The 17,074-nt window shown below is 70.7% G+C and carries 16 protein-coding genes and 1 tRNA gene; 8 read left to right on the top strand and 9 right to left on the bottom strand.

The genetic code is table 11. The features are described 5' to 3' along the window. Positions 1-27 precede the first annotated feature (27 nt). The 3 genes from lysA to NLI01S_RS14585 form a co-directional block, all read right to left on the bottom strand. The gene (gene lysA / locus NLI01S_RS14595; RefSeq protein ID WP_067604667.1) at positions 28-1,413 is read right to left on the bottom strand and encodes a diaminopimelate decarboxylase; all 1,386 of its coding nucleotides are present in this window, start codon (positions 1,411-1,413) and stop codon (positions 28-30) included. 120 nt (positions 1,414-1,533) lie between these two features. Beyond that, positions 1,534-2,640 carry a DALR anticodon-binding domain-containing protein gene (locus NLI01S_RS14590; RefSeq protein WP_067604665.1) on the bottom strand — a complete coding sequence of 369 codons (1,107 nt, stop codon included), beginning with the start codon at positions 2,638-2,640 and terminating at the stop codon, positions 1,534-1,536. Next, entirely contained in the window at positions 2,637-3,035 is a 399-nt protein-coding gene (locus NLI01S_RS14585) for a response regulator transcription factor (RefSeq protein ID WP_067604746.1), read from the bottom strand. The genes NLI01S_RS14590 and NLI01S_RS14585 overlap by 4 nt, the downstream gene beginning before the upstream one ends. 119 nt (positions 3,036-3,154) lie before the next feature. Between NLI01S_RS14585 and NLI01S_RS14580 the strand changes: the two genes are divergently transcribed. Further along, positions 3,155-3,226 (top strand) — tRNA-Arg (locus tag NLI01S_RS14580). An 88-nt stretch (positions 3,227-3,314) separates the two neighbouring features. Further along, on the top strand, positions 3,315-3,776 hold the full coding sequence (locus tag NLI01S_RS14575) for an SgcJ/EcaC family oxidoreductase (protein WP_067604664.1): 462 nt from the start codon (positions 3,315-3,317) through the stop codon (positions 3,774-3,776). 15 nt (positions 3,777-3,791) lie between these two features. On the opposite strand, the gene NLI01S_RS14570 is transcribed toward NLI01S_RS14575, so the two are convergent. Continuing rightward, a complete protein-coding gene (locus NLI01S_RS14570) occupies positions 3,792-4,493 on the bottom strand; it encodes an exonuclease domain-containing protein (RefSeq protein WP_084392599.1) in 702 nt (233 codons plus the stop codon). 166 nt (positions 4,494-4,659) lie between these two features. Here NLI01S_RS14570 and NLI01S_RS14565 point away from each other — a divergent pair, with 166 nt between their 5' ends. The 3 genes from NLI01S_RS14565 (at position 4,660) to NLI01S_RS14555 (ending at position 7,137) form a co-directional block, all read left to right on the top strand. Next, positions 4,660-5,163 (top strand): LURP-one-related/scramblase family protein, encoded by a 504-nt coding sequence (locus NLI01S_RS14565; RefSeq protein WP_067604659.1) that lies wholly within the window; start codon positions 4,660-4,662, stop codon positions 5,161-5,163. Positions 5,164-5,287: 124 nt separating this feature from the next. Further along, positions 5,288-6,505, top strand: coding sequence for a sensor histidine kinase (locus tag NLI01S_RS14560; RefSeq protein WP_067604657.1), 1,218 nt, complete (start codon positions 5,288-5,290; stop codon positions 6,503-6,505). Then, entirely contained in the window at positions 6,493-7,137 is a 645-nt protein-coding gene (locus NLI01S_RS14555) for a response regulator (RefSeq protein WP_067604655.1), read from the top strand. The genes NLI01S_RS14560 and NLI01S_RS14555 overlap by 13 nt, the downstream gene beginning before the upstream one ends. 191 nt (positions 7,138-7,328) lie before the next feature. Here NLI01S_RS14555 and NLI01S_RS14550 read toward each other — a convergent pair whose 3' ends face one another. From NLI01S_RS14550 to NLI01S_RS14540, 3 genes are all read right to left on the bottom strand, one after another. Next, positions 7,329-7,880 carry an ATP-binding protein gene (locus NLI01S_RS14550; RefSeq protein WP_067604654.1) on the bottom strand — a complete coding sequence of 184 codons (552 nt, stop codon included), beginning with the start codon at positions 7,878-7,880 and terminating at the stop codon, positions 7,329-7,331. A gap of 209 nt (positions 7,881-8,089) precedes the next feature. Further along, entirely contained in the window at positions 8,090-9,613 is a 1,524-nt protein-coding gene (locus NLI01S_RS14545) for a glycerol-3-phosphate dehydrogenase/oxidase (protein ID WP_067604653.1), read from the bottom strand. Then, positions 9,610-10,218: a TetR/AcrR family transcriptional regulator gene (locus NLI01S_RS14540; RefSeq protein WP_067604652.1), complete on the bottom strand. Its 609-nt coding sequence runs from the start codon at positions 10,216-10,218 to the stop codon at positions 9,610-9,612. Before NLI01S_RS14540 ends, NLI01S_RS14545 begins: the two co-directional genes overlap by 4 nt. A gap of 17 nt (positions 10,219-10,235) precedes the next feature. Here NLI01S_RS14540 and NLI01S_RS14535 point away from each other — a divergent pair, with 17 nt between their 5' ends. Continuing rightward, positions 10,236-11,882: an FAD-binding oxidoreductase gene (locus NLI01S_RS14535; protein WP_067604651.1), complete on the top strand. Its 1,647-nt coding sequence runs from the start codon at positions 10,236-10,238 to the stop codon at positions 11,880-11,882. Positions 11,883-11,934: 52 nt separating this feature from the next. Here NLI01S_RS14535 and NLI01S_RS14530 read toward each other — a convergent pair whose 3' ends face one another. Both NLI01S_RS14530 and NLI01S_RS14525 read right to left on the bottom strand, forming a co-directional pair. After that, complete coding sequence (locus NLI01S_RS14530) at positions 11,935-12,612, bottom strand: hypothetical protein (protein WP_067604650.1); 678 nt, start codon at positions 12,610-12,612, stop codon at positions 11,935-11,937. A 91-nt stretch (positions 12,613-12,703) separates the two neighbouring features. Then, on the bottom strand, positions 12,704-13,597 hold the full coding sequence (locus tag NLI01S_RS14525; RefSeq protein ID WP_223809249.1) for a hypothetical protein: 894 nt from the start codon (positions 13,595-13,597) through the stop codon (positions 12,704-12,706). 201 nt (positions 13,598-13,798) lie between these two features. On the opposite strand from NLI01S_RS14525, the gene NLI01S_RS14520 reads away from it, so the two are divergent. Continuing rightward, complete coding sequence (locus tag NLI01S_RS14520; RefSeq protein WP_067604649.1) at positions 13,799-16,381, top strand: ATP-binding protein; 2,583 nt, start codon at positions 13,799-13,801, stop codon at positions 16,379-16,381. Further along, on the top strand, positions 16,362-17,039 hold the full coding sequence (locus NLI01S_RS14515; RefSeq protein WP_067604648.1) for a response regulator: 678 nt from the start codon (positions 16,362-16,364) through the stop codon (positions 17,037-17,039). The genes NLI01S_RS14520 and NLI01S_RS14515 overlap by 20 nt, the downstream gene beginning before the upstream one ends. Positions 17,040-17,074: the final 35 nt, after the last annotated feature.

Raw genomic sequence — 17,074 nt, 5'->3', positions numbered from 1 at the left:
TCGGTCGACGCCCGTGTGACGAACGTTTCAGCCTACGTCGAGGCGGAGGAGGTCCTCCTCGCTCTCCCTTCGCACGATGACCCGTGCGTTCGCGTCCCGCACCGCCACCATGGCGGGGCGGGGCAGGTGGTTGTAGTTGCTCGCCATGGAGTAGCAGTAAGCGCCGGTGGCGGCGACCGCCACCAGGTCGCCCGGCCGCAGGTCGGCCGGCAGGTACAGGTCGTGCACGATGATGTCACCGCTCTCGCAGTGCTTGCCGACCAGACGGGAGAGCATGGCCTCGGCGTCGCTCTCGCGAGAGACCAACCGGCCGGTGTACTCCGACCCGTACAGGGCGGTGCGGATGTTGTCACTCATCCCACCGTCCACGCTCACGTAGGTACGGATGCCCTCCACGTCCTTGATGGTGCCGACCTCGTAGAGGGTGACGCCGGCGGGACCCGCGATGGCACGGCCGGGCTCGACAGCGATACGCGGCATGGGCAGGTCCGCCTCGGCGCACTCGCGGCGCACGATCGCGGTGAGGCTCTCGGCGATGGTCTTGGGGTCGAGGGGGTCGTCGTCGGAGGTGTAGGCGATGCCCAGTCCGCCACCGAGGTCGAGTTCGGCGAGGGTGACGTCGAGTTCCTCGTGGATCCGGGTGAGGAACCGGGTGACGCGTCGGGCCGCGACCTCGAACCCGGAGGTGTCGAAGATCTGCGAACCGATGTGCGAGTGCAGCCCGACCAGTTCCAGGTGGTCGGCGGCCAGGACCCGACGGACCGCCTCGGCGGCGGCGCCGGTGCTGAGCGCGAACCCGAACTTCTGGTCGTCGTGGGCGGTGGCCACGAACTCGTGGGTGTGCGCCTCCACGCCGGTGGTGACGCGGATCAGGACCTTGGGGTGGGCGCCGAGCTCGGCGGCGACGCCCGCCAAACGATCGATCTCGTCGAGGGAGTCGACGATGACCCGGCCGACGCCGACCTCGACGGCGCGACGCAACTCGGCCACCGACTTGTTGTTGCCGTGCATGGCGACGCGGTCGGTGGGGACGCCGGCGGCCAGGGCCACTGCCAGCTCACCGCCGGAGCACACGTCGAGCTTGAGCCCCTCCTCGATCACCCAACGGGCGACGGCCTTGGTCAACAGGGCCTTGCCGGCGTAGTACACGTCGGCGTCGGTGAAGGCGGTGGAGTAGTCGCGGGCACGGGAACGGAAGTCCTCCTCGTCCATGACGAAGAGCGGCGTCCCGTACTCGGCGGCGAGGGCGCGCACGCCGATGCCACCGATGGTCAGTTCTCCGTCCAGACGGCGCGAGGTGGCGGGCCACACGCGTTCGTCGAGGGAGTTGAGGTCCTCGGGCGGCAGCGGTGGGTTGTCCTCCGGCAGGATCTCCGCGTGACGGGATCCTGCGGGGTGGGCATAGCGGCTCATGGCGGGTCTTTCGGCTGGACCTTCGTATTGCTGTTCAGGGGGGACCCTGCCCATTGTCCATCAAGAAGATCGGAACACAGGGGTTGGGACCTCCCCCGTGACCCGCGGCGGACGAAGTGTCTACAGCCTTGTGGGCGCCGACACCCCGAGCAGGAAGAGTCCGGTGTGGAGCACACCGGCGACGGCCGCGGGCAGGGCCGGGTCCAGTGCGGCCCGCGTGGGTTCGTCCCCGCCGGCACCGACGGTGGAACCCGTCCGCCACTCATCGTAGGCACTGGTCAACGCTTCCAGGTATCTGACCAGGATATGGGGTTCCTCTCGGCGCGCGGCGGTGTCCAGGACACCGGGGCCGTCGAAGAGCAGCGCGCGCACCTTGGCGTTGGCGTCATGCAGGCATTCGGCCGCCGCGAGCCCGGTGTCGCGAGCCCACCTCAGGCTGGTCAGAGCGTGCGCGTGGGCGTAGCGCAGTCGGAAGGCCGGGTTGGCGTCGGTGAGGCGGGCCCAGGCCCCGGGGTGTTCGGCCGAGGGCAGCACCGGCAGGTCTTTGCCGGTGGACTCGTTCTCCCTGGGTCTGTCGGGCATCGAGCGACAGAACGCCACCCGGGCGCTGTCCTCGCCGATGCGTCCCAGGGTGCGGCCGGCGGGTGTGTACAGGTCGGTGCGGTCGGTGTCCAGGTAGTGGTCACGCCAGGACACCTCGCCGACCGGTGCGGGTGGTGGGTCCTCCGCCCCCACGGCCATGGCGATGCGGGAGCGGGCGTCGGCACGGGCGAAGCGTCGCGCCTGCGCCACGGGGCCGGCCTCGCGCAGTTCGGTGCGAGGCCACTCCCCCACCCCGGTCCAGGAACGTCCGGTGAGGAAGCGGGGGCCGTCGGCCGCCGCCCGCAGCAGGCTCTGGCGTTGGCGGCAGGTGAAGGTGATGTTGACGAAGCCGCGTTCGTCGCCCAGGACCTCGACGAATCCGGCCTCGGGACCTTCGTCGTCGGACAGGGATTCGACCTGCTCGGCGATGCGAGCGCAAACGGTGAGGCGGTAGGTGTCGTCACGGCCCTCGGAAAGCCGGTCGCGCACCCGACTCGCCAGGCGCGGGGCCAGGGCCACGGAGGCGTCGGCCGAACCCGCGGCCTGGTCCGCGCGCGGCCACACGAACGGGATGTCGGTTTCGTCCAGGTCGAAGGCGCGCAGCGCGGCACGGCGCACCACGGCCTCCAGGGCGCGTGGGGTCACGCGATTCCCCCCATGCCGTCGTCGCCGTCCCCGTGCAGGGCACGGATGAGGTCGACGAGCTCGTCGGGGTCGAAGGGCTTGGTGATGTAGTCGTCGACGCCGATCCGCTCGCCCCGCCTGCGATCGTCCGCCTGGGCGCGGGCGGTCACCATGACGATGCGTCGGTCGTAGCCGTCGGCCCGTAGGCGTTCGACGGTGCTCCAGCCGTCGAGACGGGGCATCATCACGTCCATGGTGATGACGGCGGGTCGGACGTGACCGACCTGGTCCAGGCAGTCCTGTCCGTCCATTGCGGTGAACACCTCGAACCCCTCCAGTTCGAGGTTGAGGCGGATGAGTTCACGGATCACTTCATCGTCCTCGACGACGAGAACCCGTACGGGAAGGGCGTTCACGATCGTGACACTACCTCCGCCGAACGCGGCCACACCACCGGATCGGAGCATTCGGACCACGCCTCGAAACGAATGGACGAACCTCCCTCAACCCCTGCTAGAGTTGTCCTCGCAACGGCGCCCCCTTAGCTCAGGGGATAGAGCACCGGCCTCCGGAGCCGGTTGCGCAGGTTCGAATCCTGCAGGGGGCACGACTCGAGAGGGAACACCACGACGGTGTTCCCTTTTTCGTTTTCGCGCTTCGGGGACGTCGCCGTTCCAAAGCACGAAGGGAATGACATGGCGGTCGGTCTTGAGCGGCCCGAGGACGTTCCGGCGGGTTTCGCCCGGGCCTGGAACCGAGGGGACGCGGAGGGCATCGCGGACCTGTTCGTGCCGGACGCGGACTTCGTCAACGTGGTCGGTCTGTGGTGGCGCGACCGCGAGAGCATCCACCGCGCCCACGACTACGGCCTGCGGGTGATCTTCCCCGGTTCGACCCTGCGCGTGTCCGGCGTACGGGTGCGCGAGCTGGGCGAGGACGCCGCGGTGGTGCACTGTCGATGGTCGATCACCGGTCAGACGGACCTGGAGGGCGAGGTCGCGGGCCGCCGGTCCGGGGTCTTCACCTTCGTCGTTCGGCGCGAGGTCGACGGCTGGCGGGCGGTGGCGGCGCACAACACCGACCGGGTCACCGGCGCCGAGACCCACGTCGCCGGTGAGAGGGGCCCGACCCCGGCCGACTACCGCGAACGGCCTTAGGTCGGCCGGGCTCGGTCAGGGAACGGGGGTGAGGGGCCAGGCGCCGTCGACGACGGCGTCGGGGTTGCGGCGACGCAGGTACTCCTGGAAGCTCGCGGCCTGCTCGGCCTTCCATTTGATCTGGGAGGAGTGCAGGTCGTCGACGGACAGCTCCGCGATCTCCGGGTACCTGGCGGCGATCTGCCAGGCCAGACGGGCCGCGGCCAAGGCGTCGGCGGCGGCCCCATGGGCCTCCTCCTGGGCGAGGGGAACCTGGTAGTGGGCGCACACGTCGACGAGCTTGCGCGAACCCCGTCGGAAGGTGTCGACCCGTTTGTCCAGCACCAGTGGGTCCACCACCAGCGGCGGCGCGGCCAGGGGTGGCCGGTGGCGGGCGATCTCGCGGTCGAGCAGGGTGAGGTCGTAGGGGGCGTTGTAGACCACCAGGGGCAGGCCCTCGGCGACGACGGCCTCCATAGCGGCGGCGATCTCGGTGACCACCTCCGCGGCCGGGCGGCCCTCGACCCGAGCCCGTTCGGTGGTGATGCCGTGGATCTCGGCGGCCTCCGCTGGGATCTCGATCCCCGGGTCGGCGAGCCAGGCGGTGACCTCCTTGGTGCCGCGCGCGGGATCGATCCGCCACAGGGCGGCGGTGACGATCCGCTCGTTCTCGACGTCCAGGCCGGTGCTCTCGATGTCGAAGGCGGCCATGGGCTGGGTATGCCAGGAGGTGTGCACGTGGTTCCTCACGGTTCCGGTCGTCCGATTCCGAACACGCTAGTGACATTACAGATCACCGGTGACAAGTGACGCCGATCCCCGCCAATGGGCCCTCTTCGGTCACCCGTCGGGCCATCGACCTGCGCGTCTGGTCGGCGGGGGCACGGTGCAATAACGTCATCGCATGAAGTTTCTGGTACGTGAACGCGTTTTCGACATCGGTGATGATTTCTGGGTGACGGACGAGGAGGGGAACAAGGTTTTCTGGGTCGACGGCAAGGCCCTGAAGATCCGCACCACCTTCGAGCTCAAGGACCCCCAGGGCAACGAGCTCATGGTGATCCGCAAGAAGCTCTTCAAGGTTCGGGACCAGATGCGGATCGAACACGACGGCAAGACCGTGGCGACCGTCCGCAAGCGCCTGTTCAACCCCATCCGCGACAAGCTCAACGTCGAGGTCGAGGGTGCCCCGGACTGGGAGGTCGTGGGGAGCTTCCTGGACAAGGAGTACTCCATCAGCGACAAGGAGGGCACCGTCGCCGTGGTCTCCCGCAAGTGGTTCCGCCTTCGGGACACCTACGCGATCGACGTCAACACCCACCGCCGTGACGTCGCGGGGGACCCGGCACTGGTGATCAGCGTCGCCGTCGCCGTGGACTCCCTGACCACCGACGACGACAACGACTGACCGGTCCCCGGCCCGGTGGCCGCCACCACCCTCCGGATCGGGTGGCGGGCTGTAGTGACCGGCCACTCGGTCTGCCGCCAGACTGTCGGTGGCAACGGCGGAGTCGAGCGGCGAGGAGCCGAAGATGAGGGACGTGTGGCGGGGGCCGCTCAGAGCGTGCGGGTACCTGTTACTGAGCGGGGCGGCCGGTCTGGCGGGTCTGGTCCTGATGCCGCTGAGCCTGGTGGTGGTGACGCTGATCGCCGTGGCCGGGCTCGGGTTGTTGCTGCTCCCTCCTTGGGCGGGCTTCCTCGTCAGGTGGGCCGACCTGCATCGCCACCGTGCCGCCCGTCTGCTCGGCGAGGAGGTCCCCGTCCTGTCGACGCCCGCCTCCGGGGGGTTGCGGGTGACACTGCGCGACCCCGTCGTCAGGCGCGTCCTGGTGTGGGTACCCGTGTTCACCCTGGTGAGTCTGGGGAGCGGGCTGGTGGGTCTGCTCCTGCCCGGTCTGGTGCTCAACACGTGCCAGGCCCTGCTGTGGTGGGCCTTTCCCGCCGGCGTGGAATCGACCATGTACTGGTACCGCGTCGACGGGTGGGCGATCGCGTCGGCCACGGTGGTCGGGCAGACGATCCTGTTCGTGGTGCTCGCCCGGTGGGTGGTCCCGCCACTGGCCCGGGCGCACGCCCGGCTGTGCCTGCGGATGCTGGCTCCCTCCGAGACCGAGGTGCTGACGGAGCGGGTGGACCGGCTGAACCGCACCCGCGCGGACGTGGTGGACACCCACGGGGCCGAACTGCGCCGCATCGAACGCGACCTGCACGACGGCACCCAGGCCCGGCTCGTGGCCATCGCCATGCAGTTGGGCGTGGCCAGGGAGGCGGTGTCCGATCCCGCCGTCGCGACCCTGCTGGAACGGGCCCACGAAGGCACCGAGGAGGCGATGGCGGAGCTGCGGGAGGTGATCCGGCACGTGTATCCGCCGATCCTCGCCGACCGTGGACTCCCGGGGGCGTTGACCGCCCTGGCGGCGCGCACCTCCGTTCCGGTGCGCCTGGACGTGACCGACCCCGGTGAGCTTCCGGTGGCCGTGGAGACCGCCGCCTACTACGTGGTCACCGAAGCGGTCGCCAACGCGGTGCGGCACGGCGCACCGACGTCGATCTCGATCCGGCTGGCCAGGGAGTCCGGCCTGCTCCGGGTGGAGGTGCGCGACGATGGCCGCGGTGGGGTCGACGAGACCGCCGGCAGCGGGGTGAGCGGGCTGCGGCGCAGGGTCGCCGCGTTGGACGGACGTGTGACCGTGGACGGCCCCCTGGGCGGTCCCACCGTGATCGGGGCGGAGCTGCCGTGCGGATCGTGATCGTCGAGGACAACGTACTGCTGTCCGAAGGACTGAAGCTGCTGCTGGGCACACGCGGCCACGAGGTGGTGGCGGTGGCCGAGGACGCGGAGGGCTTCGCCGCCGCGCTGCGGGAGCACTCTCCCGATCTCGCGATCGTGGACGTGCGGCTTCCACCGGGCTTTCGCGACGAGGGCGTCCACGCCGCCATCGCCGCGCGAGCCGAATACCCGGGTCTGCCGGTCCTGGTGCTGTCGCAGTACGTGGAACAGGACTACGCCGGTGAGCTGCTCTCCGACGGTCGCGGCGGGGTGGGCTACCTGCTCAAGGACCGGGTGGGGCGGGTGAGCGAGTTCGTCGAGGCCCTGGACCGGGTGGTCGAGGGCGGGACCGTGATGGACCCGGAGGTGGTGCGCCAGCTGCTCACCCGGCGCACCGGGGACACCCTGGAGTCGCTGACCTCGCGGGAGCTGGAGGTACTGGCCCTGATGGCGGAGGGGCGCGGCAACGGCGAGATCGCCGAGCTGTTGTTCGTGACCCCCAACGCCGTGCACAAGCACATCGGCAACATCTTCGCCAAGCTCGGGTTGGCCCCGACGGACAGCGGCCACCGGCGGGTGCGCGCGGTTCTGGCCTACCTCGAACACAGGTGAGGGACGAGTCCATGAGGGACCCCTTGGGGGATGGGACGGCGACGCGGCCGAGCCGTCGGAGCGCGGGGGCACCGGGACGCGCCGCACGCCACAAACCAACCGCAGGTAGGAGTAGTGGCATGGGTCACGTGCCCTGGCAAGGGTCGTGCGAGCTCGGCGGCGAGGCCTTCGGGGACGGCCCCTCCGCGGGTTCAGGCCGCGGGCCAGGAACTTCCCGTGAGGTCGTAGGCCAGGTGGAACCACACCTTGCGAATGCTCGGGTGGCCGTTGTCGCCCCAGGTGGTGGCGAAGCTGTCGATCAGGGCCAGCCCGCGACCGTCCTCCGCGGTGAGCCGGTCCTCCGGCGAGGCGGCGATCAGCAGCCCGCCCTGGCCCTCCACCGCGCTGGTGGGCATCCCGTTGTCGCGACAGGTCACGGTCATCCCGTTCGGACCCCGATCCACTCGGATCACGAAGGTCTCGTCCGGCTCACCGGACCGGCTGTGCCGGATCGCGTTGGTGGCCAGCTCCGCGCCCAACAGGGTGAGCACGTACCGGTAGTCGGAGTCGCGGCCGGCGGCGCAGGTCTCCAGGAAGGCCCTGACCAGGGGCACGCTCACCGGCTCGCCGGCGAACTCCCAGTGGCGTTTGGTGAACGGTACCGGTACCCGACCGTTGAAGTAGTGCCGGTACTCGTCCGGGACCCCCGCGAAGACGTCTTCCTCGGTGTCGGTGGGGGTCGGCACGGCGACGAGCGTGGGCATGAATGACTCCTAGGGCGGGACGGCTCAACGGGCGTGCGCACCATAGCGGGGGTGGTCGCGGAGGCTTCGAGGGGGGAGGGGGCTCGAACCGGTATGACCATACGCGATCACATCGTCGCGGACCAGAGGCCCCCGGTGTGGTGAGTCCCCGAATTCCTCGGCCCCATCGGGCCACCGCGACGGCTTCGGCCGGTTCGTCCCTCGCTCCCCTACCCCACCGAAAGCAGGGCCTCCTTGGCCGCGGCCTCGGCACGAGCACGGTCGTCGTCCACCAGGGCGATACGGGTGCGCCGCTCCAACAGGTCGGCCTCGTCCATGGCCCCCTCGTGGCGCACCCCGAACCGCAGTTCGGCCGGGGTGACCCCGCAGGCCACCGGAACCAGCAGTCCGGGATCGCCCTTCGCCTCGGCCACCACGGCCGGTGCCTCCGTTCCGTACCGGGAGACCAGGTGTCGCGGGGCGTCGAGGTCGTCGAGCTCCTCGTGGGAGGCCGCGCCCACCAGCGGCAGTTCCCGGGTGCGGCAGGGGCCCGCCTGGATCCGGTGTTCGGCGACGGCCGCGTCCACGGCCTCCTCCGCCATCGCCCGGTAGGTGGTGAGTTTACCTCCGGCCACGGTGACGGAACCGTTGGGCGCCACCGAAACCAGGTGCTCACGGGACAGTTCCGCGCTGGAGCCGTCCCCGTGCAGCAGCGGACGCAGCCCGGCGAACGAGCCGATGACGTCGTCCCGCGTCAGCTTGGTGGACAGGGCCCGGTTGAACTGGTCGAGGAGGAAGTCCACGTCCGAATCGGGCACCTCTGGCACCCGGGGGACGGGGCCCTCGAGGGGTTCGTCTGTGAGCCCGGCGTAGATCCGACCGTCGGGTTGGGGCAGCGCGAACACGAACCGGCTGACGCTGCCGGGCAACGGCACGGTCAACGCGGCACGGGGGCCGCCCATCACCGCGCCGTCCAGGACCAGGTGGGTGCCGCGGCTGGGGCTCAGTCGGATCCGCGGGTCGAGGTCGTCGGCGTGCACGCCGGTGGCGTTGACGACCGCACGCGGACGCACCGGGATGAGCCGCCCGTCGGTCTCGTCGCGCAGGACGACGCCGTCGGCGGTGATGCTCTCGGCGGAGCAGCGAGTGATGACACGGGCGCCCTCGCCCGCGGCGGTGCGCGCGATCGCGATCACCAACCGTGCGTCGTCGACGAGCTGGCCGTCGAAGGAGACGATCCCGCCGAGCAGACCGTCGGGGTCGACCGCGGGGAGCAGGCGACGGGTCTGGCGGGCGTTGAGCACCCGGGGGCCGGGCAGGACGGAGGAGGGAGTGCCGGAGAGCACGCGCAGCAGGTCTCCGCCGCCCATTCCGGCGCGGACGGCGAAGGTCCGGGCCAGGCCTGTGTCCCGGTGCACCGGGATCACCATCGGCAGGGAACGGACCAGGTGGGGCGCGGTGACGCGCATGAGGACGTCGCGTTCGCGGGCGCTCTCGTAGGCGATGCCGACCTGCCCCTTGGCGAGGTAGCGCAGACCGCCGTGGACGAGTTTGGAACTCCACCTGCTGGTACCGAATGCGAGGTCCTCGCGTTCGACGAGGACCGTGGACAGTCCCCGGGAAGCGGCGTCCAGGGCCACTCCTGCTCCGGTGACGCCTCCGCCGACCACCAGTAGGTCCACGTCGGGACGGGCCTCCAGGTCGGCGAGGTCGGTGGTGCGGCGGGTCGCGTTCAGGGATGTGGACCGGCTCATGGGCCTTCCTTCCGTTCTCGGGGTCGCAGGTAGCCGTCCAACAGGGCGGACAGTTCGGCGACCAGCCCGTCGATGTCGAGGACCTCGGCGAACAGGCGATGGGAGGTGACGGTGTTCTGCACGGTCACCATGACCAGGTGGGCCAGGACCGCGGGGTCGCCGTCCCGGATGGAGCCATCGTCCTGGCCGTCCGCGATGGCGGGTGCGACCAGTTCGAGGGCGGCTTTGTGGCTACTACCGAGCCGGTGGAAGGTGTAGGTGGCCAGGAGTTCGGGTTCGGTGTCGATGATCCGACCGACGAGGGGGTGGGCGAGCATCGCCCGGGCGACGCCGGTGGCGTGTCGCACCAGGCCCGAGCGGACGCTCTCCTCGGAGTCCTCGTTCCCGGCCGCCATCTCCTCTGCGATGAGGATGCGGCGGAGTTCGCGGGTGAGCAGGTCCGCGACGAGTGCGGTGACGTCGGGCCAGCGACGGTACACGGTGGGTCGACTGACCCCGGCGCGGCGGGCCACGTCGGTCAGGGTGGTGCGTCGTACACCGAACGACTCGACGCAGGCGCGGGCCGCGTCCAGGATCTCGTCCTCTACGTTACGTTTTGACGCCATGTGTAAAACTGTAGAGCATGACCCACGATGCGCAAGACTCCCCCGCCGGAACGACCGACGCCGCCGGGAGCACAGACACCGCACCTGAGATGAGCTGGTTCGCCTGGGGCGACCCCGAACGGGCCACCCGGTTGGACCCCGGAACGCGCGACCTCATCACCCAGGTCCTGCGCACCCGCCCCGAGGACATGTCCCCGGTCGCGGAGGCGGACGTCGTCCTGCCCCCGACCCGCCTGGACGAACGTCTCCGTGACGCGTTCGCCGAGGTCGTCGGTGCCGAACACGTGCGGACCGACGGCCCCACCCGACTGCGTCGCAGCGGCGGCAAGAGCACGCCCGACCTGCTCGCCCGCCGTTCCGGTCGGACCGACCTCGCGCCCGACGCGGTGCTGTCGCCCGCCGACCACGAACAGGTGGAACGACTCCTGGCGCTGTGCTCGGCCGAGCGTGTGGCGGTGGTCCCCTTCGGCGGTGGCACCAGCGTGGTCGGCGGCCTCACCCCGATCCGCGGTGACTTCCGGACGGTCGTCTCCCTGGACCTGCGACGGCTCGACCGGTTGGTGTCCCTGGACACCACCTCCCTGACCGCCGTGCTGGGTGCCGGTGTGCGCACCCCGCACGCCGAGGCGATGCTGGCCGAACACGGCCTGACCCTGGGACACATGCCACAGAGCTACGAGTACGCCACCATCGGCGGGTACGCCGCGACCCGCTCCAGCGGCCAGGCCTCCTCCGGTTACGGCCGATTCGAGGACATGGTCGTGGGCATGCGGGTGGCCACACCGCGCGGCACCCTGGAGTTGGGCGGGCCGCCCGCCTCCGCCGCCGGCCCCGACCTGCGTCGGCTCATGGTGGGTTCGGAGGGCACCCTGGGCGTGATCACGGAGGTCGCCGTGCGCGTGCGGCCCCGACCCGAGCGCGTCTTGGACGAGGCCTGGTCCTTCCCCGATTACACGACCGGTGTGGCGGCACTGCGCACGCTCGCCCAGTCGGACGTGCGCCCCACGATGGCGCGCCTGTCCGACGAGACCGAGACGTTCGTGAACGCCGCCCTGGGCGGCCGTGAGGCCACGCCCGGCTGCCAGGCGGTGTTGGGCTTCGAGGGCACCGACTCCGACGTGAGGGCGCGCGCGGCCGCCGTGCGCGAGGTCATGGTGGCGGCCGGTGGCACCCCCTTGGGGTCGGACCCGGTGGCGCACTGGCGCGAGACCCGGTTCACCGCCCCGTACCTGCGCGACTCCCTGCTGTCCGCGGGCATCCTCGCCGAGACCCTGGAGACCGCGGCGACCTGGAGCGACCTGGAGACGCTCTACCGGGCCGTGCTGGACGCCCTGACGGGCGCGCTGGACGACGACGTGAGCGGCGTGGTGGTGCTGTGCCACGTCTCGCACACCTACCCGACCGGGGCGTCCCTGTACTTCACGGTGGCCACGGGCGCCGGCGAGGACCCGTCGGCGCGCTGGGCCCAGGCCAAGCGCGCGGCCTCGGACGCGATCGTCACCAACGGCGGCACCATCACCCACCACCACGCGGTGGGCACCGACCACCGGCCCTGGATGACGGACGAGTTGGGCCCGCTCGGCGCCGACGTGCTCCGCGCGGTGAAGTCCGCGCTGGACCCGGAGGGCGTGCTCAACCCCGGCAAGCTCATCCCCGACGTCTGACCCCGCTCCCGCGGGACCGGTGAACCCGGGGCGGGTAGGGACCCGCGAGCCCCTACCCGCCCAGCCGTTCGGTGACCTCGACGGCCAGGTCCTCCAGGGCGTCCAGGTCCTCCACGGGATCCACCCGACCATCCGTACGGTGGAAAAGGCTCACCCGCGCGTTGTCGAACGAGTACTCCAGGGAGGACCACAGCTCGTCGCTCCCTTCCTCGTCCACCGGTCCGGACGCCGTGGCGTATCCCCCGTCGCCCACCGACAGCGGACGCCACTCCACCGCGCGCATCGGCGGGTCGCCGTACTCCGACTCGAAGTCGTCGTCCTCACGGGCCAGTCGTCCTTGGGCGACGGACTCCCGCATACGGCGCACGCTCTCCTCCTCGGCGGGGTCGTACAGCACCACCTGGAGGCTGAAGTGGGCGGTGTCGCCGTCGACGTCCTCGGCCGCCTCGCAATGGGCGACCTCGAGCACGTCCTCTTCCTCCACCGTGTCCCGGATCTCGCCGCGCAACTCGATCTCCTCGGCCCCGGGCAGACGTTCGGCCAGATCCACCGGGAGCAGGTCGGCGCAGTCCCGAGGCAGGGAAACGCCTTCGTCCCGGGTGTCGTCCGGCCACAGGTAGAGCCCGCCCAGGACCAGCACGGCCGCCGCGCCGACGCCGGCCAGGGCGAACGGAAGGCGTCGGCGGCTCCGCTCGGGTGAGCGGCCGGGTTCCGGAAGGGGCGTGTTCACGGGTGGGTTCCGTCCGTCTCGGTGGTCGGTCGGGATACTCGTTCGGTGGGACCGGAGCCCGAAGACCCTCGGACCCGCCGAACGAAAGGGGTCACTTCTCGGCGACCCTCGAAATACGGCTTTGCAGGTCGGATGCGCTGCTCTCGATCGTGGCGTACACGGTCTCGATGTCGACGCCACCACCGTTCTCGGCGATCATGACCGCGCCGACCGCGTTGCCCGACAGGAACACGCTCGCGCCGAAGCTGCCGCTATCGCCGAACTCACTGCTGTCCATGGTCGAGACCATGGTCGTGCCGCGTTCACCGATGCTGCTCTCGTCCCACAGGACCTGCCCCTGGGGGCCGTAGTCCAGGTCGAGGTCGCTGACCACACCCGGTTCGGTGGCGTCCGCCCCGAACTCCTCCACCGGGTCGAACTCCTCCTCCAGGATCTCCTGGAGCTGTTCCTCGGTGTCGGGGTGCTCCATGTCGAAGAGCTCGACGTGGAAGGAGACCATCAGGTCGCCGGAGTCGCCCTCACACGACATCTCCCCGTAGGAGCCGTCGGAGGAGCCACCGTCCGGGTCGAAGCCACCATCGAAGGAGGGCATCGGACCGAAGTCGGAGCCCTCCAGCGAGTTGCCCTCGAACACGAGTGCGCAGTCGTCGGGCATGGAGACGTACTCACCGCCGGAGGCCGCCCACGCCGCGATCCCGCCGATCGCCGCGATCAGTACGACCGCGCCGATGGCACCGCCGACGATCAGACCGGTCTTCTTCTTGGGCCGCTCCGGGCCGCCGGGCCCCTGCGGCCCGTACCCGGGCGGCGGACTCTGCGGCGGGTACTGCCCGTACCCGGGCGGCGGGCCTTGTGGGGGCTGCGGCCCGTACCCGGACGGCGGTCCCTGCGGCGGATACTGCCCGTACCCGGGCGGAGGACCCTGCGGCGGCTGTCCGGGCTGTCCGGGGAATGGTCCCTGCGGACCGGGCGGGGGCTGACCCATGGGGGAACCTCGTCGTCCTCGTGTCGGCTGTTGTGATCCGGAATGTTCCGGGGAACTCCAGTCTTATCCGACACGGGAGACACCCGGGCCCACACTCACGGCCATCACCGTCATTGGCCGGAACAGGCCGATGTCCCGACCGAGCAGGCGCGTTCACCCTCCAGGGCGAGCCGCCCGCCGTGGGCTCCCCGCGCGCGGATCATGGCCGTTCCCGCACCCCGCGCCCCCGAAGCCGTCGACAATGGGGGCGTGAAAGGACGACTCCGCATCCACCTGGGTTCGGCACCCGGGGTGGGCACCACCCACCACGCCCTGACCGAAGCCCGTCGCCGGGCCGAACACGGCACCGACATCGTGATCGGCGCGGTGCACACCCACCGCAGGGTCCACACGTCGGCCCTGCTGCGTGGGCTCGAAACCGTTCCCGAGCACAGCTCTGGGGCCATGGACACCGCCGCCGTCATCACCCGCTCCCCCGAACTCGTCGTCGTCGACGACCTGGCAAGGCCCAACCCACCGGGGGCGCCCAACCCGACCCGCTGGCAGGACGTGGAGGAGCTGCTCGCCGCCGGGATCGACGTTCTCTCCACCGTGGGCATCCACCACCTGGAGTCGCTGTACGACGTCGTCCACCAGATCACCGGGGTGCGTCCCGAGCACACCGTGCCCGACCGGGTGGTGCGTTCGGCGGAGGAGATCGAACTGGTCGACGTCACCCCGCAGGAACTGCGCCGACGCATGGCCCGCGGCGACCTGCACCCCGCCGAACGGGTGGACGCCGCCCTCGCCGACTTCTACCGCGAGGGCAACCTGGCGGCGCTGCGGGAACTGGCGCTGTTGTGGACCGCTGACCGGGTGGAGGAAGGACTCTCCCGGTACCGGGGCGAGCACGAGATCCGGGACACCTGGGAGGCCAGGGAACGGGTCGTCGTGGCGCTGACCGGCGGACCCGAGGGCGAGACGCTGATCCGACGGGCGGCACGGGTCGCCGACCGTTCCCGCGGTGGTCGTCCGCAACCCAGCGACCTGATCGCGGTGCACGTGATCCCGCCCAGCGGTCTGGGAGAACGACCCACCGGAGAACTCCTGCGCCAACGTCGGCTGCTCGCGGAACTGGGCGGCACCTACCACCAGGTGGTGGGGACGGACGTGCCGTCGGCGCTGCTGGAGTTCGCCCGGGGCGCGCACGCCACCCAGATCGTCCTGGGCTCCTCGCGCAGGCGCGCCTGGCAGTACGTGTTCGGTCCGGGCGTGGGCGCGATAGTGGCCCGCGACTCCGGCGACATCGACGTGCACATCGTCACACACGAGGAGGTGGGCGGCGGACGGTGGTTGCTGCCCGCCCCGGGACGAGGGCTGAACGAACACCGCCGCGTGTGGGGGTGGACGCTTTCGTTGATGGCTCCGCCGCTGGTCACCCTCGTCCTGGCGCTGCCGGTCTTCTCGGAGGTCGGCCCGGCCTCCGACCCGCTGTTCCTGCTGCTCATCACGATGGTGACCGCCGCGGTGGGCGGTCTGCGTCCTGCGATCGCCTCCGCGTTGTGGAGCGCGGTGCTGCTCACCGTGCTGTTGTCGCCGTTGCACGACAGACCCTCGGTGTCGGTCGACAACTTCCTGGCGATGACCGCGCTGCTCCTGGTCGGCTCCCTGGTGGCGGTGATGGTGGAGATGGCCGCCCGCCGCTCGGCCCAGGCGGTGCGCGCCCGCGCCGAGGCCGACGCCGTCGCGGTGCTGGCCGCGAGCGTGCTGGCCGGTAACGAGCCCCTACAGGCGCTGCTGCGGCGGATCCGGGAGACCTTCGGACAACGTTCGGCGACCCTTCTGGAACGGTTGGACGACGACCGTTGGCATCCGGTGCACAGCGTGGGCGCCCCGGCGTGCGACTCACCGGAGGACTCGGACGCGCTGGTGCCGGTGTCCGACAGCATCGTCCTGGCGTTGCGGGGCCGGGTCCTGCCCGCCGCCGACCGCGGGGTGCTCGGCGCGTTCGCCACCCACGTGGGCATCGCCCTGGAACACCAGCGTCTGGCCTGGGACGCGGCGGAGGCCCGTGCCCAGGCGGCCGGAAACCGGATGCGCACCGCACTGCTCGCGGCGGTCTCGCACGACCTGCGCACCCCGTTGACCTCGATCAAGGCGAGTGTGTCGAGCCTGCGCGCCACCGACATCGAGTTGTCCGCCGAGGATCGGGCCGAGCTGCTCGAAACCGTGGAGGAATCGGCGGACCGGCTGAACCGGCTCATCGGGAACCTGCTGGACATGAGCCGGGTGCAGACCGAGAGTGTGGTTCCGCGCCTGCGGCCGGAGAACCTGGACGACGTGTTGTCGGCGACCCTACTGGGGATTCCGGGCGATTCGGTGGTGGTCGACGTGCCGCACGATCTGCCTCGGGTGCGGGTGGACGCGGGACTGTTGGAGCGTGCGATGGCCAACGTGGTGACCAACGCGGTGCGCTACAACCCGGTCCCCGGCTCACCGGTACTGGTCTCGGCCAGCGCGCACGAGGGGTACGTGCAGCTGCGGGTGGTGGACCGGGGCCCGGGGGTGTCGGACGAGGCCAAGCAGCGGATGTTCGAGGCGTTCCAGCGGTTGGGCGACGCACCCCAGGGCACAGGCGTGGGGCTGGGGTTGGCCGTCGCCCGTGGTTTCGTTGAGGCGATGCACGGCACCCTGGCCCCCGAGGACACGCCGGGCGGCGGTTTGACGATGGTGATCACATTGTGTGCGGTGACGCCGGTTGACGAGGAAGACGAGAGGCGGGCCGATGCGGGTCCTGGTCGTTGACGACGACGTGCAGATCATCCGCGCGATGCGGATCAATCTGCGAGCCCGGGGTTATGCCGTGGACACCGCCGGAGACGGGGCGAGTGCGCTTCGTCTGGTGGAGGAGCACCTGCCCACGCTGGTGTTGCTGGACCTGGGACTACCGGACATGGAGGGTGTGGAGGTCATCCAACGGCTGCGCGGGTGGACACAGGTGCCGATCATCGTGCTGTCGGCCCGCCATTCGGCCGGTGAGAAGGTGCGCTGCCTGGACCTGGGCGCGGACGACTACGTGACCAAGCCGTTCGGGATGGACGAGCTGCTGGCCCGGATGCGTGCCGCCGAACGTCGCGCGGTCCAGGTGGAGGAGGCCCCGGTAGTGCGGACCGAGGCCTTCGAGGTGGACCTGGGCGCCAAGCGGGTGCTGCGCGACGGCGAGGAGGTGCGCTTGACCCCCACGGAGTGGCACATCCTGGAGATCCTGGCCCGCAACGTCGGTCGTCTGGTGAGCCAGCGCCGCCTGCTGCACGACGTGTGGGGTCCCGCCTACCAGAACGAGACCAACTACCTGCGGGTATACCTGGCCCAGCTGCGGCGCAAGCTCGAACCGGACCCCTCCCGCCCCCGGCACCTGATCACCGAGGCCGGCCGCGGCTACCGCTTCGAACGCGACACCTGACCGTTCCCTGGACGCATCCCTCACTCCGGCGTCGC

The organism is Nocardiopsis listeri NBRC 13360, from assembly GCF_001570765.1.
GTDB lineage: Bacteria > Actinomycetota > Actinomycetes > Streptosporangiales > Streptosporangiaceae > Nocardiopsis > Nocardiopsis listeri.
Note: the sequence above shows the minus strand (reverse complement) of the source record. Positions and strands in the feature narration are given on the sequence as shown.

Excerpts from the sequence above, each read along its gene's own strand:
- lysA (WP_067604667.1), bottom strand. The coding sequence starts at position 1,413 with ATGAGCCGCTATGCCCACCCCGCAGGATCCCGTCACGCGGAGATCCTG.
- NLI01S_RS14575 (WP_067604664.1), top strand. The coding sequence starts at position 3,315 with ATGGCGGTCGGTCTTGAGCGGCCCGAGGACGTTCCGGCGGGTTTCGCC.
- NLI01S_RS14565 (WP_067604659.1), top strand. The coding sequence starts at position 4,660 with ATGAAGTTTCTGGTACGTGAACGCGTTTTCGACATCGGTGATGATTTC.
- NLI01S_RS14560 (WP_067604657.1), top strand. The coding sequence starts at position 5,288 with ATGAGGGACGTGTGGCGGGGGCCGCTCAGAGCGTGCGGGTACCTGTTA.
- NLI01S_RS14550 (WP_067604654.1), bottom strand. The coding sequence starts at position 7,880 with ATGCCCACGCTCGTCGCCGTGCCGACCCCCACCGACACCGAGGAAGAC.
- NLI01S_RS14545 (WP_067604653.1), bottom strand. The coding sequence starts at position 9,613 with ATGAGCCGGTCCACATCCCTGAACGCGACCCGCCGCACCACCGACCTC.
- NLI01S_RS14540 (WP_067604652.1), bottom strand. The coding sequence starts at position 10,218 with ATGGCGTCAAAACGTAACGTAGAGGACGAGATCCTGGACGCGGCCCGC.
- NLI01S_RS14535 (WP_067604651.1), top strand. The coding sequence starts at position 10,236 with ATGACCCACGATGCGCAAGACTCCCCCGCCGGAACGACCGACGCCGCC.
- NLI01S_RS14525 (WP_223809249.1), bottom strand. The coding sequence starts at position 13,597 with ATGGGTCAGCCCCCGCCCGGTCCGCAGGGACCATTCCCCGGACAGCCC.
- NLI01S_RS14520 (WP_067604649.1), top strand. The coding sequence starts at position 13,799 with ATGGCCGTTCCCGCACCCCGCGCCCCCGAAGCCGTCGACAATGGGGGC.
- NLI01S_RS14515 (WP_067604648.1), top strand. The coding sequence starts at position 16,362 with ATGCGGGTCCTGGTCGTTGACGACGACGTGCAGATCATCCGCGCGATG.